General features: G+C 70.8%; 18 protein-coding genes, 1 rRNA gene and 2 pseudogenes. 18 read left to right on the plus strand and 3 right to left on the minus strand.

The features are described 5' to 3' along the window. Positions 1-192 precede the first annotated feature (192 nt). From rrf to F8566_RS46105, 4 genes and pseudogenes are all read left to right on the plus strand, one after another. Positions 193-309: ribosomal RNA gene (rrf, locus tag F8566_RS46095) — 5S ribosomal RNA — on the plus strand. Between the two features lie 112 nt (positions 310-421). Continuing rightward, a pseudogene (locus tag F8566_RS53290) lies at positions 422-1,720 on the plus strand (hypothetical protein); the annotation flags it as partial. Positions 1,721-2,014: 294 nt separating this feature from the next. Further along, positions 2,015-2,965: a hypothetical protein gene (locus tag F8566_RS46100; RefSeq protein WP_225994142.1), complete on the plus strand. Its 951-nt coding sequence runs from the start codon at positions 2,015-2,017 to the stop codon at positions 2,963-2,965. A 599-nt stretch (positions 2,966-3,564) separates the two neighbouring features. Continuing rightward, positions 3,565-4,734, plus strand: a complete 1,170-nt coding sequence (locus F8566_RS46105) for an alkaline phosphatase PhoX (RefSeq protein ID WP_225994143.1) — start codon at positions 3,565-3,567, stop codon at positions 4,732-4,734. 169 nt (positions 4,735-4,903) lie between these two features. Here F8566_RS46105 and F8566_RS46110 read toward each other — a convergent pair whose 3' ends face one another. Continuing rightward, positions 4,904-5,842 carry an MBL fold metallo-hydrolase gene (locus tag F8566_RS46110; RefSeq protein WP_151570175.1) on the minus strand — a complete coding sequence of 313 codons (939 nt, stop codon included), beginning with the start codon at positions 5,840-5,842 and terminating at the stop codon, positions 4,904-4,906. Between the two features lie 124 nt (positions 5,843-5,966). Between F8566_RS46110 and F8566_RS46115 the strand changes: the two genes are divergently transcribed. Beyond that, positions 5,967-6,374, plus strand: coding sequence for a single-stranded DNA-binding protein (locus tag F8566_RS46115; RefSeq protein ID WP_151570177.1), 408 nt, complete (start codon positions 5,967-5,969; stop codon positions 6,372-6,374). A 76-nt stretch (positions 6,375-6,450) separates the two neighbouring features. Here the strand turns inward: F8566_RS46115 and F8566_RS46120 are convergent, their stop codons facing one another. Further along, positions 6,451-7,770 (minus strand): DUF1015 family protein, encoded by a 1,320-nt coding sequence (locus tag F8566_RS46120; protein ID WP_151570179.1) that lies wholly within the window; start codon positions 7,768-7,770, stop codon positions 6,451-6,453. 66 nt (positions 7,771-7,836) lie between these two features. Here F8566_RS46120 and F8566_RS46125 point away from each other — a divergent pair, with 66 nt between their 5' ends. The 3 genes from F8566_RS46125 to F8566_RS46135 all read left to right on the plus strand — a co-directional run bounded on the left by F8566_RS46125 (position 7,837) and on the right by F8566_RS46135 (position 10,529). Then, a complete protein-coding gene (locus tag F8566_RS46125; protein ID WP_151570181.1) occupies positions 7,837-8,274 on the plus strand; it encodes a tetratricopeptide repeat protein in 438 nt (145 codons plus the stop codon). A 35-nt stretch (positions 8,275-8,309) separates the two neighbouring features. Then, entirely contained in the window at positions 8,310-9,323 is a 1,014-nt protein-coding gene (locus tag F8566_RS46130; protein WP_151570351.1) for an HAD-IIA family hydrolase, read from the plus strand. A gap of 219 nt (positions 9,324-9,542) precedes the next feature. Beyond that, positions 9,543-10,529, plus strand: a complete 987-nt coding sequence (locus tag F8566_RS46135) for a glycerophosphodiester phosphodiesterase family protein (protein ID WP_225994144.1) — start codon at positions 9,543-9,545, stop codon at positions 10,527-10,529. A 41-nt stretch (positions 10,530-10,570) separates the two neighbouring features. On the opposite strand, the gene F8566_RS46140 is transcribed toward F8566_RS46135, so the two are convergent. Continuing rightward, the gene (locus tag F8566_RS46140) at positions 10,571-10,912 is read right to left on the minus strand and encodes an SCP2 sterol-binding domain-containing protein (protein ID WP_151570185.1); all 342 of its coding nucleotides are present in this window, start codon (positions 10,910-10,912) and stop codon (positions 10,571-10,573) included. Between the two features lie 115 nt (positions 10,913-11,027). On the opposite strand from F8566_RS46140, the gene F8566_RS46145 reads away from it, so the two are divergent. The 10 genes and pseudogenes from F8566_RS46145 (at position 11,028) to F8566_RS46190 (ending at position 22,793) form a co-directional block, all read left to right on the plus strand. Next, positions 11,028-11,426, plus strand: coding sequence for a hypothetical protein (locus F8566_RS46145; protein ID WP_151570187.1), 399 nt, complete (start codon positions 11,028-11,030; stop codon positions 11,424-11,426). Continuing rightward, positions 11,423-12,232 (plus strand): TlyA family RNA methyltransferase, encoded by an 810-nt coding sequence (locus F8566_RS46150; RefSeq protein WP_151570189.1) that lies wholly within the window; start codon positions 11,423-11,425, stop codon positions 12,230-12,232. The genes F8566_RS46145 and F8566_RS46150 overlap by 4 nt, the downstream gene beginning before the upstream one ends. After that, positions 12,229-13,245, plus strand: coding sequence for an NAD kinase (locus F8566_RS46155; protein ID WP_151570191.1), 1,017 nt, complete (start codon positions 12,229-12,231; stop codon positions 13,243-13,245). The genes F8566_RS46150 and F8566_RS46155 overlap by 4 nt, the downstream gene beginning before the upstream one ends. 76 nt (positions 13,246-13,321) lie before the next feature. Continuing rightward, positions 13,322-15,019 carry a DNA repair protein RecN gene (gene recN / locus F8566_RS46160; RefSeq protein ID WP_151570193.1) on the plus strand — a complete coding sequence of 566 codons (1,698 nt, stop codon included), beginning with the start codon at positions 13,322-13,324 and terminating at the stop codon, positions 15,017-15,019. A gap of 308 nt (positions 15,020-15,327) precedes the next feature. After that, the gene (gene steA / locus F8566_RS46165) at positions 15,328-16,566 is read left to right on the plus strand and encodes a putative cytokinetic ring protein SteA (RefSeq protein WP_151570195.1); all 1,239 of its coding nucleotides are present in this window, start codon (positions 15,328-15,330) and stop codon (positions 16,564-16,566) included. Beyond that, positions 16,563-17,522, plus strand: coding sequence for a copper transporter (locus F8566_RS46170; RefSeq protein WP_151570197.1), 960 nt, complete (start codon positions 16,563-16,565; stop codon positions 17,520-17,522). Before steA ends, F8566_RS46170 begins: the two co-directional genes overlap by 4 nt. Beyond that, positions 17,519-18,394: pseudogene (locus F8566_RS46175) on the plus strand (hypothetical protein); the annotation flags it as partial. The gene F8566_RS46170 and the pseudogene F8566_RS46175, both read left to right, overlap by 4 nt. A 283-nt stretch (positions 18,395-18,677) precedes the next feature. Further along, positions 18,678-20,303 carry a murein biosynthesis integral membrane protein MurJ gene (gene murJ, locus F8566_RS46180; RefSeq protein WP_151570199.1) on the plus strand — a complete coding sequence of 542 codons (1,626 nt, stop codon included), beginning with the start codon at positions 18,678-18,680 and terminating at the stop codon, positions 20,301-20,303. Beyond that, positions 20,296-21,552, plus strand: a complete 1,257-nt coding sequence (locus tag F8566_RS46185) for a glycosyltransferase family 4 protein (RefSeq protein ID WP_225994145.1) — start codon at positions 20,296-20,298, stop codon at positions 21,550-21,552. Before murJ ends, F8566_RS46185 begins: the two co-directional genes overlap by 8 nt. 239 nt (positions 21,553-21,791) lie before the next feature. Then, positions 21,792-22,793 (plus strand): TerC family protein, encoded by a 1,002-nt coding sequence (locus F8566_RS46190; RefSeq protein ID WP_151570201.1) that lies wholly within the window; start codon positions 21,792-21,794, stop codon positions 22,791-22,793. The last annotated feature ends 68 nt before the right edge of the window (positions 22,794-22,861 follow it).

Genomic DNA, 22,861 nt, shown 5'->3' on the forward strand with positions numbered 1-22,861 from the left:
GTGGCTTGAACACACACAACGTTCAAACCAATCGAAACAAGACACACTCTGCTGTGAGAAGTGTTCGCGTCCCTGTGTGGTTCCCAGAAAACAAATTCGGGAACCGCAACAACACAACACGATATTTCTGAGCCTTGGCTCGGACGACAAAGCTTGCCCAGCCCGGTGGTTTCACGGGTTGTGCGTTGGTCGTTCGGTGGTTATGGCGAAGGGGAAACACCCGGTCCCATCCCGAACCCGGAAGTTAAGCCCTTCAGCGCCGATGGTACTGCACGGGAGACTGTGTGGGAGAGTAGGACACCGCCGGACACTTTTTGGTCGAGGGTCGCCCCGGTTAGCCGGGGCGGCCCTCGACGCATGTCTTGGACCTGGCAAAATGGGATTCAGGTCCATGAAGCAACCTAGAACAGTGACGGACGTGATGAGCGCGGAAGAGGACGGCCGCAAGGACGACCGGCGGGGCGACGACGGGGGTCGTGGCAAGCCTGCCCATCGAGGGGGCAAACCCCGCGGCGCATCCGGCGGACAGGGTCCCCGCAAGGGCGGTGGGCCACGCGGCAGCGTGCCTCGGGGTGGTGCTCAGGGCTCGGGTCGCCCCGGTGGCTATCGGCCGTCGGGCGAGCGGGACGGCGGCGCCGGCGGTTCCCGGGACCGTTCGTCCTCCGGTGGCGGCTGGAAGGGACGTCCCGGCAAGCCTGGCGGTCAGCGTGATGACCGAGGTGAGCGGCCTGGGCGTCCGTTCAAGCGTTCTGATGACCGTCGCTCGGGCAGTGAGGAACGCCGGGGTGAGGCTCCGCGAGGTCCGCGAGGCGAGGGTGGCTTCCAGGGACGTCCGAAGGATCGGGATTTCCGTGGACCGGGGCGCGGCCGCGAAGGAGAGCAGCGGTCCGGCGGGTTCCGGAAGGATCGTGACGCCGGTCAGCGCGGGGGCGAGCGTCGTTTCGACGACAGGCGTCCTGGCGACCGCGGCAAGCCCTTCGGCGATCGCGACAGGCCTCGTGGTGCCGGCTCCCGCCCATACGGCGACCGTGACGACAAGCGTGGCTCCAGGCCCTATGTAGATCGCGACGATAAGCGTGGTCCGAGGGCCTACGGTGATCGCGACAGGCGTGGCCCTGGGGGCTCCAGCGATCGCGATGATAAGCGCGGTCCCAGGTCTTATGGCGACCGCGATGATAAGCGCGGTCCCAGGTCTTATGGCGACCGTGACGACAAGCGCGGTCCCAGGTCTTACGGCGACCGTGACGATAAGCGCGGTCCCAAGTCTTATGGCGACCGTGACGACAAGCGCGGTCCCAGGTCTTACGGCGACCGCGATGACAAGCGTGGTCCTGGTTCCTATGGTGATCGCGACAGGCGTGGTCCGGGGGGCTCCAGCGATCGCGATGATAAGCGTGGTCCCAGGTCTTACGGCGACCGTGACGATAAGCGCGGCCCCAAGTCCTATGGGGAACGCGACGATAAGCGTGGTCGTGGGGCTTATGACGATCGCGGTGGCTCCCGGCAGGGTAAGCCGTTCGGTGATCGAGACGAGCGGCGTGGCCGTTCGTTCGAGGACCGGGGTAAGTCTGGTGGCTCCCGCCCGTACGGCGATCGCGACGACAGGGGTGGCGCAAGGCCGGGCCGGTCCTACGGTGACCGTGACGACAGGCGCGGACCGAAGTCGTACGGTGACCGCGACAAGCCCCGTGGTGGCGGCTCGCGTCCGTATGGCGATCGGGACGACCGGCGTGGCTCGCGTCCGGGCAAACCGTTCGGCGACCGTGACAGGCCGCGTGGCGGTGCCGGAGGCCGGGGCAAGCCGTTCGGTGACCGCGACCGTGGCCCGCGCCGTCCTCGTGAGGACGACGGCCGGTCCTATGGGCCGCCGCGCGACCGCGGGAGCCAGCGCGATCGTGAAGGACAGGCCCCTCCGCATGACATCCCGGTCCTGCCCGAGGACGTCACCGGTGAGGAGCTGGACGCGGACGCGCGTGTCGAGCTGCGTACCCTGCCGAAGGACCTCGCTGGACGGGTGGCGCGCCACCTCGTGATGGCCGGGAGGCTTGCCGAGGAGGACCCCGAGGCGGCCTACAAGCATGCCCGGGAAGCACGGCGGCTGGCTTCGCGTGTCGGGCTCGTACGGGAAGCGGCCGGGCTGGCCGCGTACCGCGCGGGCGAATGGGCGGAGGCCCTGGCCGAGCTGCGCGCCGCACGTCGCCTGAGCACCGGCGATGACGCCTACCTGCCGGTGATGGCCGACTGTGAACGCGGTCTGGGACGACCCGAGCGGGCGCTCGATCTGATCAAGTCGCCGGAGGCCAAGAAGCTGGACCAGGCGGGACGCATCGAGTTGCGCATCGTCGAGTCCGGGGCTCGCCGCGACCTGGGGCAGGCCGATGCCGCAGTGGTCACGCTGCAGGTCCCTGAGCTCAAGGACCGGCGGCTGCGCCCGTGGTCGGCGCGGCTGTTCTACGCGTACGCCGACGCGCTCGCCGACGCCGGTCGTATGGAGGATGCGAGCGACTGGTTCGCCAGGGCCGCCGCCGCTGACCGCGACGACGAGACCGACGCCGCCGAACGCTACGCCGAGATCGAAGGCCTCGACATCTTCGACACCGAGGAGGCCGAGGAACTGATCGGCGACGCCGAGCTGCCGGAGACCGAGGACGTTGTGATCCTTCCGGAGCCGGAGACGCCGGATGTGGAGGGCTCGGGGGATGAGGAGCCTTCGGAGGCGGAGGGGCCTTCGGAGGGTGAGGAGCCCTCTGCTGAAGAGCCCGAGGCGCCGACGCCCGATGCCGTTGAGATCGGAGTGCCTGAGATCGCCGACCCCACGGCCATCGCGTTCCAACCCGCCGAGGACGCAGAGGTCCCTGGCGCCGGGTCGGAACAAAGCGAAGACGCGCCGGAGCCTTCGGTGGTCTTCCTCGAACCCAAGACGACCGACGACCCGGGCCAGGAGCCACGCCCACCGGCGGAGTAGATGGAACGCCGTTGCCGGCCAGCCGACCGTGCACGTCCGCAGGACGGATCGTGACTCCAGCGTCGGCTGGCTGGGCTTGCCGTGGGGCTAGGTGGCTCGTCCAGCATCATGGGTAGCTGCTCCAGGATCAGTTGTCCGTGTTGATCGGGTTTGCGGTCGGCCATGCCTTCCGGTGGAACATCTCGGGATCCGTTGCCGGTCAGCTGGCTTCGCCGGGTCCGCCGATGGTGCAGATTGGTGCTCCGGCGCCGGATGGCCGCGTTCACCGGCGGGAGCTGATGAGTCCTCCGGTGCTGTTCGGCGCACCTATCTGTGGGGTCGCTCGGAGCTTTGTGCCGGGTAGCGGATCGTTTGTGTCTGGCACGGTCGGCCGCGTTCATACGCCGGGCGGAGCGGGCTGTTGTCGTTCGAGCACGCCCGTTGGCCATCGGGCTGATCTTGGCCGGTCGGGTTGACGGCCGCGTTGCGGGGTTTGTTGCAGGGGCCTTGACGGGTGCGGCATTTCACCGGATATTCGCATGATCGTGTCGTTCGGGGGCCATCGGAGTCATCCGGTGGTTATGGACTCCATTGGTCGTGTGGAGCCTGTGAGGAGCGCCATGCCCATCGCCCTGAATCGTCGTACGTTCCTGCGTGCCACCGCCGTCGCCGGTGGCACGACCGCCTTCGCGGGTGCCTTGTGGCAGCAGGCTTTCGCCGGGCCCGCCCAGCCGGGACCCGGCCCGTACGGTCCTTTGCTGGCGGCCGACGGCAACGGTGTCCAGTTGCCGGCCGGGTTCACCAGCCGGATCGTGGCGCGGTCGTTGCAGCGCGTCGAGGGAACGCGCCACACCTGGCACGCGGCGCCGGACGGCGGTGCCTGTTACCGCGACGGCGACGGGTGGATCTACGTGAGCAATTCCGAGGTGCCCCTGGTGGGCGGTGCCTCAGCCGTACGTTTTGACGCGACAGGCAAAATCATCTCTGCGTACCGCATCTTGAACGGCACCACGCTCAACTGCGCCGGCGGCGCCACTCCCTGGAACACCTGGCTGTCATGCGAGGAGCACGACTACGGCCTGGTGTACGAGACCGACCCGTACGGGCAGAAGTCGGCGAAGTCGCGTCCGGCCATGGGGCGCTTCAAGCACGAAGCTGCGGCCAGCGACCCGGTGCGGAAAGTCGTGTACCTCACCGAGGACCAGGGGAACGGCTGCTTCTACCGCTTCCGGCCCACAACGTGGGGCGACCTTTCCAGCGGCACGCTCGAAGTGCTGATCGGCACGGGCGTCGGCGCCGTGAGCTGGGCACGGGTCCCCAATCCCGAGATCTGGCTCACCCCCACCCGCGACCAGGTCGCGGGCGCCATGCGTTTCGACGGCGGCGAGGGCTGCCACTACGCGGGCGGGGTCTGCTACTTCACCACGAAGGGCGACAACCGCGTCTGGGCGTACGACGCGGTCAACGAACGGCTCGACCTGGCGTACGACGACGACCTCGTGACCGGCGGGGCCGCCCCGCTGCGCGGCGTCGACAACATCACCAGCGCGGCCTCCGGTGACCTCTACATCGCCGAGGACGGCGACAACATGGAGATCAACCTCATCACGCCCGACGACGTGGTGACCCCGTTCCTCCGCATCCTCGGTCATGACAAGTCCGAGATCACCGGTCCCGCGTTCTCACCGGACGGCACCCGGCTCTACTTCTCGTCTCAGCGCGGCAAGAGCGGCTTCGCCGCCGGTACGGACGGCTACACGTTCGAGGTGACCGGCCCCTTCCGCCGCTGACCGAAGCATCCGCCGCGGCTCGTCATTGACTTGCCGTCTGCCGCCCGACCACTGCTGAACGGCTCGGACCGCTGCGGAGGCCACGCCGCCGTTCGATCGCTCCTGAAACTCGCCATGCTGCCTGCCGGGGCCTGTCCGCTCCGCTGAACGACCCGTTCAGCGCGCGTGGTCAGGCGTGCCGGTCCAAAGCGTGCATGATGCCTGCGACGTTGCTCACCGTGCCGTTGAGGATTTCGTACTTCTCGATGGCCTCCGGGTCGGTGATCTCTTTGGTCATGCGGTAGCGGTCCTTGGTGCGTTCCTGCACCATCGCGGCCGCGTGGTCCAGGTCAAGTCCCTCGTCGCGGGCGTCCTTCACGGCGTCGACCCAGACCCGCAGCTCCTCGGCCGACCGTTCCAGCGTGTCGGTCACCTCCGACACCGGGCCATAGTGCGCGAACAGCAGGCGTTGAGGCTGTAGGGACTGGAACTTGGCGAGCGACCGCAGCGCCGTCTCGAGGTCGAAGTCCGGCGGCGGTGTCGCGGGCCGTACGTCCGCGGTCTCGGGAACGTAGATCCCCGCCGCGTCACCCACGTACAGATCACCGGTCTGCGAGTCCATCAGCCCCACATGGTGCTTGGCGTGCCCCGGGGAGTAGTACGACTCAAGGCGCCGCCCTCCGCCCAGGTCGATCGCGCCAGTGTCCTGCACAGCGCGGATCCTTGCCGCGTCCGTTGGCTTGAGCTCGCCGAAAAGTGTGTCGAGGACGTCCCCGTACACCATGCGTGCGCTGCGCATGAGGCGTTCAGGAGCCGCCAGATGCCGCGCGCCCTTCTCGTGCACGACCACCTCGGCCTGCGGATACATTTCGGCGATGTCGCCGACCCCGCCCGCGTGGTCGAGATGGATGTGCGTGACGACCACGCTCGCCAGGTCCGCCGGTCCCACGCCCAGCTCCGTCAGCGCACGCTGGACCACGGGCGCGGATCCGGCCGTGCCCGGCTCCACCAGGCATGGCCGGTCAGACAGGATCAGGTAACCGGCGGTGATGCCGGCATAGCCCGCCATCCGCGTATCGATCTCGTAGACGTCACCGCCGAGCGGCGTGACCGTGGTCTCGGTGTCCATTGGTAGATCATCGCTCCGCCGTGGCCTGGTTATCCACAGTTTCGGCCTGGTCTTCCGTTCGTGACGGCGCGTGGTCCAGCCTGAACTTCCGGCCGCGACCGCGCGGTAGCAGAGAGGAGTTTTCGTGACCTGTCCACACGTCAACGATGTGACCCTGCTCGGCAAGCTCGCCGAGGACCCCGTCCGCCGCGCCTTACCGAGCGGCCTCGTCGTGGCCTGGCGCCTGATCGTCGACCGTCCCCGCAAGAGCCCCGGCCGCCGCGTGGTCGACGCCCTAGCCTGCGCCACGTACGAGCCGGCCGTGATCGACCAGACCCCCACCTGGCGCACCGGCGACCTCATCGAAGTCCACGGCTCCCTCCGCCGCCGCTTCTGGCGCCCAGACGAGCTAGGCATAGGCCGCTACGAAGTGGAGGTCTACGAGGCCACCCTGGTAGCCGTCGCCCCCGCCCCCAGCCGCCCCCAGCCCACTAGAAGCCGCCACATCCCTAACCAGAGGCGCCAGGCCATAGCCCGAGGCGCCAGCCGCTAACCGGAGGCGCCAGGCCATAGCCGGAGCCCGCAAGCCGTCGAGAGGCGTTTTGGCGACGATGGCGGGGCAGTGGCTGTTAGGTGCGGTCCAGGAGGCGGAGCACTAGGCCGGTGCGGGGCTTGGGGCCGAACGAGGTGGATTTGCGAGGGACTCGTTCGCCTTGCCCTGCCACGGCCAGGACGTCCTCGACCTTGAGCGGGTTGAGGATCACGGCGGTTCCGCCTGTCCGGCGGGCTCGTTCGATTGCGGCGGCGGGGTCGTCGTGGACGACTTCGACGCTGCGCTCGTTCTCGGGGAGGTCCCAGACGCCCTCGATGAGGAGGGTGTCCAGGACTGCGGTGTCCAGGCGGCGCCAGCGTTCCGAATGGCCGGTGGGCATTGTGTCGAGCAGGCGGAGTGGGTCAGGGGCGGTGAGGAGGTGGAATCCGGCGCCTCCCAGGACGAACGCGGGGCCCTCGGCGGCAGCGAGTGCCTCCAGAGCGGCAGGAAGGTCGGGGAGGTCGGTGATCTGGAAGATCTTGGCGGCGCGCGACACGGCCGTGCCCGGCGGGAGGCCGGGCAGTACGCGGTGGATCGCGCCCAGATGCGGGGGATACCGGGTGGAGTCGACCAGGAGGGCGAGCCCGTAGTCCCAGGGGCCGTGGCCGTCCCCCGCAGTGTGGTGGCGAGCCTGCAGCGCGCGGTACGTGGCGTACCGGTGATGCCCGTCGGCGATCAACGCCTGACGGGGGCCGAGGTCCGCCGCCACGCGAGCGTGATGATCGGGATCGGCGGTGCGCCACAACCGGTGGACCAGGCCGTCATCGGACCGGAACTCCACCAGCGGGGGCGTGCCGGTGATCTCGTCGATGATCTCCGCGGCGTCACCGTCGCCTTCGTAGACCAGGAAGATCGGCTCGGGATTGGCGTGCGTGGCCGTCATCAGGTCCAGGCGATTGCGGACCGGCCCCGGATAGACGTTCTCGTGCGGAAGGACGACCCCGTCGCCTTCGGCGCGCAGGCCCAGGGCACCGATGAGGCCGCGCTGAACGGGGAGGTCACCCGAGGCCGCCTCGTAGACGTACAGGGCGGGTTCGGGGTCGACGACCAGCGCGCCGTCGGCGAGCCAGCGCCGAAGGGTCGCCGCGCCCTCCTCGGCGGTCGGGGGAAGGATCAGGCGGACGATGTTGCGCCTGTCGCTGGCCATGAGCCGGGCCACGTCATCGTCATCGATCAGGTCGTACGGCGGCGAGGTCACGGTGGCCAGATCCCCGACGACCTCGGGCGCGAAGCGCACCCCCCGGAACGGGGCCAGCTCCAGCCCGGCGGCCGCGGCCGGCCCGGGGGCGCCGAAGATCCACGCGCTGAACGCCTCGGGATCCAGCCCGGAAGGGAGATCGTCGTTCACTGTGGGCATGCTAACCGGGGGCGGGGGCTCGCGCCGCGCCCGGGTACCGTCGTGAGGGTCGAAGGGGAGGTCCACGTGAGTGTTCAAGGGCCGGGACGGTCAGAGGATTCCCCGGGCGAGAATCCAGGTCCCGCCGCACCTGACGGCGGGGTCTACGAGTGGTATACGAGGGGCCTGGAGCTCCTCAGATCCGGCAGCCCCGCCGCCGCCGTCCAGTTGCTGACCCGCGCGGCCGAGGCCGAGCCGACCTCCCGCAGCGTCCGGGAGGCGCTGGCCCGAGCCCAGTACGGGGCGCGGCTGTTCGACGAGGCGGCGGCGAGCTTCCGCTGGATCGTCGAGGCCGACCCGGCCGAGGACTACGCGCTGTTCGGGCTGGGGTTGTCGCTGAGCCGGATGGGCGAGTTCGAGGCGGCGGTCGAGCACCTCGCGCTCGCGGTCGCGATGCGGCCCGACAACAAGGACTATTCCAAGGCGCTGCGGCATGTCAGGGCCACCTTGGCAGCCCGCAAATGACCTCCTCGTACGATCAGGGCATGGGTCACGACACGATGAAGGGCAGCGACCGGCCGTTGAGCGAGGCGTACGACGTCGCGCTGCTCGACCTCGACGGTGTCGTCTACGTGGGCAACCATCCGGTGCCGGCCGCCGCCGAGTCCCTCGCCAAGGCACGCGCGGCAGGTCAGCGGCTCGCGTTCGTCACCAACAACGCGTCCCGTACGCCGAGCGCGGTCGCGGCGCTCCTGACCCAGGTGGGGGTCCCCGCCACCGCCGAGGACGTCGTCACCTCGGCCCAGGCCGCCGCCCGCCTCCTGGCCGAACGCCTGCCCGCCGGATCCAAGGTGCTGGTCGTGGGTGGCATGGGGTTGCGCCAGGCGCTCTACGCCCGCGGGCTGCGGCCCGTCTCCACGGCGTCCGAACGGCCCGCAGCCGTCGTCCAGGGCTACGACCCCACCCTGTCCTACGGGCTCATCGCCGAAGGCGCCAAGGCCGTGAGCGAGGGAGCGCTCTTCCTGGGCTCCAACGGCGACTTCACGATCCCGGGCCGCGACGGCCCGCCCAAGCCAGGCAACGGCTCCTTGCTGCAGGTCATCCGTACCGCCACCGGCGTCGACCCGATTGTCACGGGCAAGCCCGAGCGGCCGCTCCACCGCGAGTCCATCATCCGCACCGGCGCCCAGCGCCCCCTCGTCGTCGGCGACCGCCTGGACACCGACATCGAGGGTGCCCACAACGGAGACGCCGACAGCCTGCTCGTCTTCACCGGTGTGACCGACCCCCTCACCGCCCTCACCGCCGAACCCCACCACCGCCCGACCTACCTGGCCCCCGACCTGACCGGCCTGCTCGTCCCCCACCCCGCCATACGCACGGACGACAACGGCCACCACTGCGTCGGCTGGACAGCACGATGGCACAACGACCGCATCACGCTCGCCGGCGAGGGCGACCCCTACGACGGTCTACGCGCCCTGGCCGCCGCCGCATGGCGTACCGAAGACCCCGCCCCCCGCGAGGCGGTCACCCCCGCCCTGAACGACCTAAACCTCCACCCCACTCGCTGACCAACCATCGGCGCCAAGTCACCGCCGTGTGGACACCCCACCCCGCGCCGCGTGGGCCGGGATCGGTCTGGCCGAGATCGGCACCTGGGCGTCACTGATCGTTTTCCTTGGAATCATCTGGTGGTCGGGCGCGTGCCAGACCGTGGGGGAGACGGAAGGGGCACTCGGATGGCCAATCGGCGCCGCGTTGGGGTTGTGGTTCTTGGATGCGTCCTGGCCGTGGGGGTGGGACAGCCTGCTTCGGCGGGACGCGGCTTCGACCTGCAGGCGCATCGGGGCGGGCTGGGGCTGGTGGTCGAGAGCACGCTGCCCACGTTCGCCAACGCCCTGGAACTCGGCGTGAGCACGCTGGAGCTGGACGTCCAGATCACCGAGGACGGGCAGGCGGTCGTCACCCATGACCGGCGGATCAGTCCCAGGAAGTGCAAGGACACCGCCCCGGCCACTGCGGGCGATCCGGAGTTCCCGTATGTGGGCAAGTACATCAACACGCTGACGTTGAAGCAGGTCCGGACGATGGACTGCGGATCGCAGACGTTGGCGGAGTTCCCTGGCCAGCGGGCGGTCCCCGGGGCCAAGATGCCGCTGTTGCGCGAGGTTTTCGCACTGGTGCACCGGTACCGGGCGTACGGGGTCAAGCTGAACGTGGAGACCAAGGTCGAAGCGGGCGCACCGAGCGAGACCGCGCCGCGTGAGCAGTTCGTGCAGGTGACGGCCAGGGAGGTGCGCCGGGCGCGGCTCCTGCGGCAGGTCACGATCCAGAGCTTCGACTGGGGCGCGCTGATGCGGATGCGTCAGATCGAACGCCGGTTGCCGCTGGTGGCGTTGACGAACTTTGACTTCTTGCAGGTCGGGCAGCCTGGCAGATCACCGTGGCTCGGAGGCATCGACATCGACGATTTCGGCGGCGATCCGCTGAAGGCGATCAAGACGTTCGGCGCGGCGGCGTTCTCGCCGGTGCACGGGTTCCCGCAGAACGGCAAGGTCACCGACCCCGGCTACCGGCCCTACGTCACCAAGGCCATGGTCGACCAGGCACACCGGATGCGGATCAAGGTGATCCCGTGGACGGTGGACGACACGGCCACCATGAGCAAGCTGATCGACGACGGGGTCGACGGGATCATCACCGACTACCCCGACCGGCTGCGAGTGCTGATGGCCGAACGCGGTTTCAAGCTGCCTCGGCGCTACCATGTACGTTGATGCGCGAACGTGAAAGCCCTGCTCTGGCGGGGCTTTCGCGGTCAGAGCAGCTTGCGGAGTCGTAGCAGGTCGAAGATGCTCGCCTCGATCTTGAGGCGGCCGGAGGCCCAGGCCTTGGCCGGATTGAGCTCGTCGTTCGCGAGCGCGACCAGGTCGTCGCTGTTCACCGTCAACCTGACCTGGGCGGCCTTGGGGTCCGACGTGGACTCGAACTCGTCCAGCCCGCCCGCGTGGATCCTGGTCAGATACGCCACGCCCAGGTCGGGGATCCGGCAGCTGATCGTCCGTTCGACGACGTGCTCGGCGAGCTTGTCCGGATCCACGTCGGCGAGCCGCTCCGCCACCCGGATGAGGGCGGTGCGGCAGTCCTCCTCGTTCGCCATGGTCAGGCCGTTCCCCGTTCTGTCGACAACGATGTCGTGAAGGGACGGTAGCGTTCTAACTGAGCCCGAAGCGACCCGCGGCATGCGATCGAGGGTCTTCTTGGAGGTAAACGTGATGTCTGGCGAGGCTCCGGGGGAGCTGGGCGACGGCGAAATCGACTCCGTCGTGCCGCAGAGCGCCGGTCCGGAGGCGGATTCCGTGGCGGCTGAGGGGCCGCCGGCTGCGCCAGACCTGCCCCACACGGCTGCCCGGGACCTGCCGGGGCCCTATGTGGTGCCTCCGTTCCGCCCAGGTCCGCCGCCGGAGCCGACAGGCGACGCGCGTGTGGACGCGGCGCTCGCACCTCTGGGCGAGCTTGGCGGTACGCAGGTGGCCGACCACGTCGAGATCTTCGAGGGCGTTCACCAGCGGCTGCAGGAGCTGCTGGTCTCCGCCGACGAGGAGGAGCCCGGGCCGCCCGTTCCCCAGCCGCCTGGGGCGGGCATCGCGCCGCCGGGCGGCTTCGGGCGATGAGCCGGCGACGGCTGGATGCCGAGCTGGTCCGGCGCGGGCTGGCCCGGTCGCGGGAGCACGCCGGGCAGCTCATCGCCGACGGGCTGGTCAAGGTCGGCGGGCAGACCGCGGCCAAGGCGGCCACGCAGGTCGAGACCGCCGCGGCGATCGTGGTCGACACGGCCAAGAGCGGGCCGGAGTACGTGTCGCGCGGCGGGCACAAGCTCGCCGGCGCGTTGGAGGCGTTCTCCGACCTCGGAGTTGAGGGGCGGGTCTGCCTTGACGCCGGGGCGTCGACCGGCGGCTTCACCGACGTGCTGCTCCGTGCGGGTGCGGCGCACGTGTACGCGGTCGACGTCGGCTACGGCCAGATCGCCTGGTCCCTTCGCACGGACGAACGTGTCAGCGTCCTCGAACGCGTCAACATCCGTGACCTGACCCCCGAACAGCTGGGGCAGCCCGACGACGCGCCGCCGGACCTGGTGGTCGGCGATCTGTCGTTCATCTCCCTCAAGCTCGTCCTCGGACCGATCAAGGCCTGCGTGGCCCCCGGCGCCGACTACGCGCTCATGGTCAAGCCGCAGTTCGAGGTGGGCAAGGAACGGGTCGGTGCCGGCGGTGTCGTCCGGGATCCCGAGCTGCGTGCCGAGGCCGTACGGGACGTGGCGGCGCACGCGCGGACCCTCGGTTTGGGTGTCAAAGGCGTGACCGCCAGCCCATTGCCCGGTCCATCGGGCAATGTGGAGTACTTCCTGTGGCTGCGCGCGGGCGCGCCGCCCCTGGACGAGCCCGAGCTGAAGAAGGCCATCACGGAGGGGCCCCAGTGAGCACAAGGTCGGTGCTGGTCGTCGCCCACACGGGGCGGCGCGAGGCGGTACGCAGCGCGCAGCTGGTGATCGAGCGGCTCACCGCCGCCGGGATCGGCGTTCGCGTTCTGGTCGGCGAGGCCGAGGACATCGGCTGCGCAGGCGTGCAGGTCATGCCCCCCTCCGCGGCGGCCGCCGCGGACGCGGAGGTCGTCATGGTGCTCGGCGGCGACGGCACGCTGCTGCGCGCCGCCGACATCGCCAAGCCGGCGGGCACGCCGCTGCTCGGCGTCAACCTCGGCCATGTCGGCTTCCTCGCCGAGGCCGAACGCGAGGACCTCACCGCCACGGTCGAACGCGTCGTCACCAAGCGCTACGACGTCGAGGAACGCATGACCATCGACGTCGTGGTGCGCCGCAACGGATCGGTCACGGGCACCACCTGGGCGCTCAACGAGGCCACCGTGGAGAAGGCCGAACGCGAGCGCATGCTGGAGGTCGTCGTTGAGATCGACGGGCGGCCCCTGTCCCACTGGGGGTGCGACGGCGTCGTGTGCGCCACGCCGACCGGATCCACCGCCTACGCCTTCTCCGCCGGGGGCCCGATCGTCTGGCCCGAGGTCGAGGCGATGCTCGTCGTGCCGATCAGCGCCCACGCGCTGTTCGCCCGGCCGATGGTCGTGTCGCCGCGTTCGGTGGTGGCGATGGAGGTGCTGCCGGGCACGCCGCGCGCCGTGCTGTGGTGTGACGGCCGCCGCACGCTCGACGTGCCGCCCGGCGCGCGGATCGAGGTGCGCCGGGGCGCCGAGCCGGTACGGCTCGCACGCCTGCATCTGACCCCGTTCACCGACCGTCTGGTCACCAAGTTCGGCCTGCCGGTCACCGGCTGGCGCGGCCGGGTCCGCCAGGCCGCCGCCGAGGCCGCCCATGCCGTCACCGACGCCGCCGCGACCAACGGCGCAGGGGGTGTGCCGTCCGTCTGTGACGAAACCCCTGCCGTGGGCAAGGAACCCGGACGTGGACAAGAGCGATAATCTCACCAGCGACACAGCGAGGCAGCGAGGCGCGGAACCGGGAACTGTTTGCGAGGGGTTGACGCTGGTGCGTCCGATGGTCGATGAGGTGCGGATCCAGGGCCTCGGCGTGATCGACGAGGCCGTGCTGGACCTGTCACCGGGGTTCAACGTCGTGACCGGCGAGACCGGCGCGGGCAAGACCATGGTGGTCACCAGCCTGGGGCTGATGTTCGGCGGCCGTGCCGATCCGCAGCGAGTGCGGCCGGGCGCGGAGCGCGCGACCGTCGAGGGGCGGATCGTGGTCGATCCCGGCGGCCGGGTGATCGACCGGGTCGAGGAGGCCGGCGGCGAGCTGGACGAGGGCACGCTGATCATCACCCGCTCGGTGTCCGCGGAGGGCCGTTCGCGCGCGTTCCTGGGCGGCCGGTCGGTGCCGGTCAGCCTGCTGATCAACCTCGCCGACGACCTGGTGGCCGTGCACGGGCAGTCCGACCAGCAGCGGCTGCTGCAGGCGGGCCGGCAGCGCGGCGCGCTCGACCGGTACGCCGGGAGCGCCCTCACCAAGCCGATGCGCGCGTACACCACCGCCTACCAGCGGCACCGGCAGGTCACCGCGCTGCTGGAGGAGCTGACCACCCGGGCGCGTGAACGCGCGCAGGAGGCGGACATGCTCCGCTTCGGCCTGGAGGAGATCGAGAAGGTCGATCCCAAGCCGGGTGAGGACGCCGAGCTGGCCGCCGAGGAAGAGCGGCTCGGTCACGCCGACGCCCTGCGCAACGCCGCGACGACGTCGCACGAGGCGCTGCTCGGCGACCCGGCGGCGGCGCTGGAGGCCGCGAACGTCGTGGGCCTGCTCGGCTCGGCCCGCCACGCGCTGGACGCCGTGCGCGACCACGACCCCGCGCTCGCCGCCCTCGCCGACCGCCTGGCGGAGGCCGGTTACCTGGTGTCCGACGTCGGCACGGAGCTGGCCGCGTACGCCGAGTCCGTCGAGGCCGACCCCGCCCGGCTGGCAGCCGTCCAGGAGCGCCGCGCGGAGCTGACCGGGCTCACCCGCAAGTACGGCGAGACCCTCGACCAGGTCCTCGAATGGGCGCGCAAGTCCGCCGCGCGGCTCATCGAGCTGGAGGGCGACGACGACCGCATCGAGGCCCTGCAGGCCGAGGAGGCCGAGCTCATCGAACGGCTGGCCGCCGAGGCGGCGGAGCTGACGGAGGTGCGCACGCGCGCCGCCGAGCGCTTCTCCGAGGCGGTCACCCAGGAGCTCACGGCACTCGCGATGCCGCACGCCCGCGTGGTCGTCTCGGTCACCCGGACGCCGGAGTACGGGCCGCACGGTGCCGACGAGGTCGAGGTACGGCTCGCGCCCCACCCGGGCTCCCAGCCGCTGCCGCTGCACAAGGGCGCGTCCGGCGGTGAGCTGTCGCGCGTCATGCTGGCGATCGAGGTCGTGTTCGCCGGTGCCGACCCGGTGCCGACGTTCGTGTTCGACGAGGTGGACGCCGGCGTGGGAGGCAAGGCCGCGGTCGAGATCGGCCGGCGGCTGGCCCGGCTCGCCCGCAACGCCCAAGTGATCGTCGTCACACACCTGCCGCAGGTGGCCGCGTTCGCCGACCAGCACCTGCTGGTCGAGAAGTCCGACGACGGCCTCGTCACCAGCAGCGGCGTCACCGCACTCGACCGCGAGGGCAGGCTGCGCGAGCTGTCGCGCATGCTCGCCGGCCTGGAGGACTCCGAGCTCGGCCGGGCCCACGCGGAGGAGCTTCTCCAGCTCGCCGCCGAGGAACGCTGACCCACGCGAGGAACCTTGACCCACGCGAGGAACGCTGATCCACGACACGAGCGGACGCTGATCCGGGACAATGATCCAGGATCAATAATCTGGGAACACTGATCCAGGAACACTGATCTGGGAACACCGACCGGGACCGGCCCCAACGGAACGCCCGGGCGGCGGCACTCGTTGATGCGCAAGGAGCACAGTCCGCAAGGCCCGGTAGCGGCCGAACGGTCCAAAGCCACCGAGAGTACACGAACGAACACGCCTTGCCGCTCGTCGTTACAGGTCTCCCCTCTCGCGCTCTGGCAGGATGTCAATCGATGAACGACCCGTCTCCCATCACCGAGCGTCGCGTGCGGATCTCGCCGAGGCTCCAGCGCCGCGTGCGCGCACTGGGCCGTGGCCGGGAGGACGGCCAGCAGGGGATCTGCGCCACGGCGCGGCTCGACCGGCGCACCAAGAACCTCACCAAGCGCCTGGGCGCGGGCGAGGTGGCCGTGATCGACCATGTCGACCTGGACCGCGTGAGCGCCGAGGCGCTGGTGTCGTGCCAGGTGGCCGCCGTGGTCAACGTCGCGCCGAGCATCTCCGGCCGCTACCCCAACCTGGGGCCCCAGATCCTGGTCGAGGCGGGCATCCCGCTGCTGGACGACGTCGGCCCGGAGATCTTCGCCAAGCTCAAGGAGGGCGACCTCGTCCGGATCGAGGACGAGACCGTCTACCGCGGCGACGACGTGATCGCCAAGGGCACCGTGCAGACGCCCGAGACGGTCGAGGAGGCGCTGACCGAGGCCAAGGCGGGCCTGTCCCACCAGCTCGAGGCGTTCGTCGCCAACACGATGGAGTACGTCAAGCGCGAGCGCGACCTGCTCATCGACGGCGTCGGCGTGCCCGAGGTCGACACCCGCATCGAGGGCCGGCACGTGCTGATCGTCGTGCGCGGCTACCACTACCGCGAGGACATCGCCGCCCTCCGCCCGTACATCCGCGAATACCGGCCCGTGCTCATCGGCGTGGACGGCGGCGCGGACGCGCTCATGGAGGCGGGTTACAAGCCTCACATGATCGTCGGCGACATGGACTCGGTCTCCGACGACGCGCTGACCTCGGGCGCGGAGCTCGTCGTACACGCCTACCGGGACGGCCGGGCGCCGGGGCTCAAACGGGTGGAGGACCTCGGCCAGAAGGCCGTCACCTTCCCCGCGACCGCGACCAGCGAGGACATCGCGATGTTGCTCGCCGACGACAAGGGCGCCACGCTCGTCGTCGCGGTCGGTACGCACGCCAACATGGTCGAGTTCCTCGACAAGGGCCGGGCGGGCATGGCGAGCACGTTCCTCACCCGGCTCCGGCTGGGCAGCAAGCTCGTCGACGCCAAGGGTGTGAGCCGCCTCTACCGCAGCCGCATCTCCACCTGGTCGTTGCTCTTCCTGGTGCTCGGCGCGTTCATCGCCATGACCACCGCCGTGATCATGTCGCCGGCCGGGGACGTTCTGCGCCCGCTGCTGGCCGACCGCTGGCACGCCTTCCTCTTCTGGCTGACCGGACTCTTCACGTGATCGATTTCCGTTATCACCTCGTCTCCATTGTCGCGATCTTCCTCGCGCTGGCCCTCGGCATCATCCTGGGCTCGACGACGCTCTCTCAGTCGGTCGCCGACGGCCTGCGCAACCAGGCCAACGACGCCAAGGAGCGCGGCGATCGGCTCCGCGCCGAGAACACGCAGCTGAGCAGGCAGATCAAGGGGGACGGGCAGTTCGCCCAGGCACTCGGCCCGCAGACCGTCGCCGAGCGGCTCAGGGGCCAGTCGGTGGTCTTCGTCGAGACGCCCGGCGCCGCCAGCGACGCGATCGAGCAGCTCAGCGACCTCGTGCAGAAGGCGGGCGCCTCGGTGACCGGCCGGGTGACGCTCCAGACGAAGTTCCTCGACGACAACCAGCAGACCCAGGTCGAGGAGCTCTCCAACCAGCTGAAGCCCGAGGGGGTCACATTCGCGGCGGAGGCCGACGCCTATGACAAGGCCGGTGCGGTCCTGGCCAGCGCGATCGTGACCAAGGACGCGGCCAAGGCGGGCCGGGAGGACACCTCCGGAGGGGCGATCCTCAACGGCTTCAAGCAGCTGGGTTACGTGACCACCAGCGGGAAGCCCGGTCAGCATGCGACACTCGCCGTCGTGATGGCACCCTCCACCCCGTACACGGGCACCGGCGGGGAGACCGACAACCAGGCGTTGCTCTCCCTCACCACCGCGCTCGACGCCGCCGACCGGGGGACCGCCCTCGGCGGTCCCAACACCGCGGCCCAGAAGGGCGGCGGCCTGATCGCCGCACTGCGCGGCTCCGACGCAGAGAAGAACGTCTCCTCCGTCGACGTCACCGACCAGCCCTCGGGCCGGGTCGTGATGATCCTGGCGCTCCAGGAGGAACTGGCGGGCAAGGCCGGCCAGTACGGCGTCGGGCCGGACGCGAGCGGCTACCTGCCCTCGCCCGCGCCCGTCGCGGGGAAGAGCGGGTGACGGCGGTGCGGCGACTGCTCATCGGGACCGCCCTCGGCGCGGCCGCGGGCCGCGCGGCCTACCTTGCGCTGACGCGGCGCCCTCCCGGCATGAACGGGCTGCCCGGCGACGAGGTGTGGGGCCGTACGAACCATCGCGGTGAACCCGTCACCCTGCTGGAGGGGCCCGCGTTCGTCGCCGGAGCGGCGGCGGGCGGCCTGCTCACCCCAGGGCTCGGCGGCCGGATGCGCGCGGCCGTCCTGCTCGCGGGCGCCGGGTCGGGTCTTCTCGGCGGCTATGACGATCTCGCGGGCACGACGTCGTCCCGTGGCTTCAAGGGGCACCTGGCCGCGCTCGCCCGCGGCGAGGTCACCAGCGGCGCCGTGAAGATCCTCGGCATCGGCGCCACCGGTTTGGCGGCCGCTGCGATCGCCGGGTCCGGCGCCCCCAGCCGTCCCGGCCGCGTGCTCGACACCCTGGTGAACGGCGCGATCGTGGCGGGCGGCGCCAACCTCATGAACCTCTTCGACCTGCGCCCAGGCCGGGCGATCAAGGTCGGGCTGCTCACCGGCACGCCGCTGGCGCTGACCTCGTCCGGTGCCGCAGTGGTCGCCGCGCCGCTGGGCGCGGCCGCCGCGCTGCTCCCGGAGGACCTGGGCGAGCGGGCGATGCTCGGCGACACCGGCTCGAACGCCCTGGGTGCGCTGCTCGGCCTCGCCGCGACCCGGCTGGGCCGCGGCCCGCGCCTGGCGGTGCTCGCCGGTCTCGTCGGCCTCAACGGCGCCAGCGAGTTCGTCAGCTTCACCAAGGTGATCAAGCAGACCCCGGCGCTGGACTGGATCGACATGCTCGGCCGCCGCCCGGCCGAGCCGCCGCCCGCCCCCGCCGCCGAAGCCACCGCCGCCCCGGTGGCCGCCGTCTCCGAGCCTGAGCCGGTGCCCGCTGCCGAGCCCGCGTCCGCCGGGCCCGCTGGTGCCGAGCCTGCGTCCGCCGGGCCCGCTGGTGCCGAGCCTGCGTCCGCCGGGCCCGCAGATGCGGAGCCAGCGGCCACGGAGCCTGCGGCCGGCGAACCCGCGCGGCTGCGGCTGGTGGAGCCCGCGGGCGACCCGCGCCTGAGCGACCCGCGCCCTGGCGACCCGCGTGCGGGAGATCCCACGGTCTGACGGTCGCGGCACCTTGTCACCACGTCTCCGTCGTCTCAGCGGCGGCCTCACGCGCGGCATCGCCGGGGCCGCCGTCGTCATCGGGATCATCACCGTGCTGTCCCGGCTGGCGGGTTTCGGCCGTACGTACGCCTTCTCCCAGACGGTCACGACGTCGTGCCTGAGCCAGGCCTACTTCACCGCGACGCAGTTCCCGAGCATCGTCTACGAGATCGTGGCGGGCGGCGCGCTGGCCAGCATGGTCGTTCCCGTGCTCGCGGGCCCGGCCGAACGCGGTGACCGCGAGGCGGTGCGGCGCATCACCTCGGCGCTGCTGACCTGGATCGTCGTGCTGATGGTGCCGCTGTCGCTGCTGATGGCGCTGCTCGCCGGCCCGGTCATGCGGCTGATGGTCGGCGGCGACCTGAGCGGCTGCTCCCGTTCGGGGATCGTCTCCGTCGGCACCGACATGCTGGCGATCATGGCGCCGCAGATGGTGATGTACGGGCTGTCGGTGGTGCTGTACGGCGTCCTGCAGTCGCACCGCCGTTTCGTGGCGCCCGCGCTCGCGCCGCTGATGTCCAGCCTCGTCGTGATCGGCGCCTACCTGGTCTTCGCGCCGCTCGGGCGCGGTTTCGAGAACGACCTTGAGCACTTGCCGCTCTCCGCCGAGCTGGTGTTGTCGATCGGCACCGCGATGGGCGGCGTCGCGATGGCGGTCACGGCGGGTATCGCGGCGTGGCGGCTGCGCTTGGGGCTCCGGCCGACGCTGAGCTTTCCCGACGGCGTCGCCGGCCGGGTGCGGCGGCTCGCCGTCGCCGGGCTCGCCACGGTGGCGGCGCAGCAACTCTCGGCGCTGCTGGTCGTCCGCCTGAGCTATGAGGGCACGGGCGGCGCCCTCGCCAACTACCAGTACGCCTGGGCGATCTATCTGCTGCCGTGGGCGATCCTCGCGGTGCCCATCGCGACCAGCGCGTTCCCGATGCTGTCCGCCCGCGAGAGCGAGGGCGACACCGGCCGCTTCGACCAGATCACGGCCGCGACCACCCGCGCCGTCGTCCTGGTCTCCTGCGCGGGCGCCGCCGCTCTCGTCGCGGTGGCACTGCCGGTCGCCGCGTTGTTCAACCCCGGTCAGCCGCTCCAGCAGGAGGTCCTCAGCCGCGCGGTGTACGCGTTCGCGCCGGGGCTGCTCGGCTACGGCCTGGTCGCCCACCTCGGCCGTGTGCTGTTCGCGTGCCACAGGGGCAGGATGGGCTCGCTCGCCATCGTCGTGGGATGGCTGGTGGTGATGGCCGCCGACCTCGTGCTCGTCCTTTCCGTGGACGAGAAGTGGGTCGTCGCCGCGCTCGGCTTCGGCAACGCGGCGGGGATGACCGTGGCCGGGACACTGCTGCTGGGAACGCTCGTGCGGGCCAGGGGCCGGGCGGCGGTGCAGGGCGTGCCGCGCGCGCTGGCCGCCGGTCTGGCCGGAGGCGGCGCGGGCGGTGCGGCGGGACACGCGACCGCGGCGGCGCTCGGCACCGGGGGCCAGGTCGTGAACGCCGGGGTCGGAGCGCTGGCGGGCCTGGTCGCGGCGGTGGTGTTCCTGGTGGTCGCATTCATGATCGACGGCCGGGATCTGCGGGCCGTACTCACCCGGAAGGTGGCGCGCAATGCCTGACCGCGAAATGTCCGACCGTCCGCTGTCCGAGCAAGCGAGGGCCGGGAAGGGGCTGACCGGCCTGCGGGTCGCGCTCGTGCTGGGGACCAGCGCCGGCGGGGTGGGGCGCCACGTGCTGTCCACGGCCGCCGGGATGGTCGCGGCAGGGGCCCGCGTCCTGGTGTGCGGGCCCGCCGCGACCGAGGAGCTGTTCTCGTTCACCGGGGTGGGCGCCCGGTTCGCCGAGGTCGATCTCGCCGATCGCCCGCGCCCGCTGAACGACGCCAAGGCGGTTCGGAGACTGCGCACGCTGCTGCGCGATGCCGACGTCGTCCACGCGCACGGCCTGCGCGCCGGGGCGCTGGCGGTCGCCGCGAGCGCCCGGATCGCGCCAGGCCCCTTGCGGTTCTCCAAGGGCGGGCCTCCGCTGGTCGTGACCCTCCACAACGCGGTCATCGCCGGTGGCAGGACCGCCGCGGTCTATGGCGCGCTCGAACGGGTCGTCGCGCGCGGCGCGGACGTGGTGCTGGGCGTGTCGCCGGATCTCGAAGACCGGATGCGAGCCCTCGGGGCGCGGTCGGTCGGGCACGCGCTCGTACCCGCGCCGCCTCCCCGGACGCAGCCCGGCCCCGCCGCGCGGGCGGACGTGCGAGCGGAGCTCGGCGTGGGGGAGCGGCCTCTGATCCTCACGGTGGCACGGCTCGCGGACCAGAAGGGGCTTCCCACGCTGCTGGACGCCGCCGCGGCCTGGGGACGCCGCGCGCCTGCCCCGCTGGTCGTGATCGCCGGTGACGGCCCGCTCGAAGCCGAGCTCCAGGCCCGGATCGAGGCCGACGACCTCCCGGTGCGGCTCGTGGGCCGGCGTTCGGACGTTCCGGACCTCCTCGCCGCCTCCGACGTCGCCGTGGTGCCGAGCGTCTGGGAGGGCCAGCCGCTGATCGTCCAGGAGATCCTCCGCGCAGGACGGCCGCTGGTCGCAACCCGTGTCGGCGGGATCCCGACGATGGTCGGGGCGGAAGGGCCGGCGGCGGGCGGTCCGGGATCCGGTGAGCCGTTGCTGCACGGGCCTGAGAGCGACGCCGCGCTGCTGGTGCCGCCGGGGGACGCCCAGGCGCTGGAACGGGCCGTCAGCCGCATCCTGGACGATCCCGCTCTGGCCGTACGGCTCGGGGCGGCGGCGGCCCAGCGGGCGACGGCGCTCCCGACCGAGGCCGACGCCGTCGACCAGCTCACCGGCCTCTATCTCGAACTCCACGCCAAAGCCCCTTAGACGACACCAACGCGGGCAGAGTTCGCGCCTTCCACGGCGAGTTTCGGGTTTTTCGGAAAAAGTTCCCGCAGCCGGGAACGGAAAGATCGCGATCCGCGTTGGAGAGGAGTAGTGGAGGGGAGTATCCCTGCGCGGCGGTCTCGTCAACACGGTCGATCCATATCGACCCGGGGCCGTCGGCCTGCCAGCCCAGGCGGGAGAGACCTCCGGCGCTTCACCATGCCGCCGGAGGTGTCACGTTGAACGTATCGCCATGGGTGTGGGCCCTGACCCTGATCGGGATCCTCGCCATCATCACGGTCGACCTGTTCGTCATCAACAGGGACGAGACCAAGGAGTTCACCACTCGCAGGGCCGCCTTCTGGTCGGTCGTCTACATCGGCCTGGCCGTCGTGTTCGGCATCGGCGTCTGGATCTTCTCGGGCGGTCGCTACGCGGCCGAGTACTTCGGCGGCTTCGTCACCGAGAAGAGCCTCAGCGTCGACAATCTCTTCGTCTTCATGGTGATCCTCGCGAGGTTCGCCGTGCCCAAGCAGGCGCAGCACAAGGTGCTCATGGTCGGCATCGTGATCGCGCTGGTGCTGAGGGGCATCTTCATCGCCGTCGGCGCGGCGGCCATCTCCCAGTTCACCTGGGTCTTCTTCATCTTCGGCGGCATCCTGATCTGGACCGCCATCGGCCTGGTGCGCGGCGACGACGAGGACGAGTTCAAGGAGAACCGCCTGCTCCTGATGGCCAAGCGGTTCATCCCCACGACCGACGCCTACGAGGGCGACAAGATCGTCACCAAGCGGGACGGCCGCCGCATGGTCACGCCGCTGCTCATCGTGATGATCGCGATCGGCTCCACCGACGTGCTGTTCGCGCTGGACTCGATTCCCGCGATCTTCGGCCTGACCACCGAGCCCTACCTGGTCTTCACCGCCAACGCGTTCGCCCTGATGGGACTGGTGCAGCTCTACTTCCTGCTCGGCGGGCTCGCCGAGCGCCTGGTCTATCTCAGCCACGGACTGGCGTTCATCCTCGGCTTCATCGGCGTCAAGCTGGTCTTCCACGCGATGCACGAGTACGGCGTGTCCTGGGCGCCGGAGATCCCGATCTGGCTGTCCCTCGGCGTGATCGGCGGCACCCTCGTCGCGGTGACGGTCGCCAGCCTCGTCTCCCCGAAGCGCCCGGCCAAGGGCGCCGTGGACGACACGGCCGGCAAGCGGGCCCCGGCCCTGGAGTCGGATTCGGTGTGAGAGTAAGGTCACTCCCGCAGGGGACCAGAACGCTGTTCTAGAATTGGGGTCAACAGCGTTCGCGGAGC

The sequence above is a fragment of the Actinomadura rudentiformis genome, from assembly GCF_008923185.1.
Taxonomy (GTDB): Bacteria; Actinomycetota; Actinomycetes; order Streptosporangiales; family Streptosporangiaceae; genus Spirillospora; species Spirillospora rudentiformis.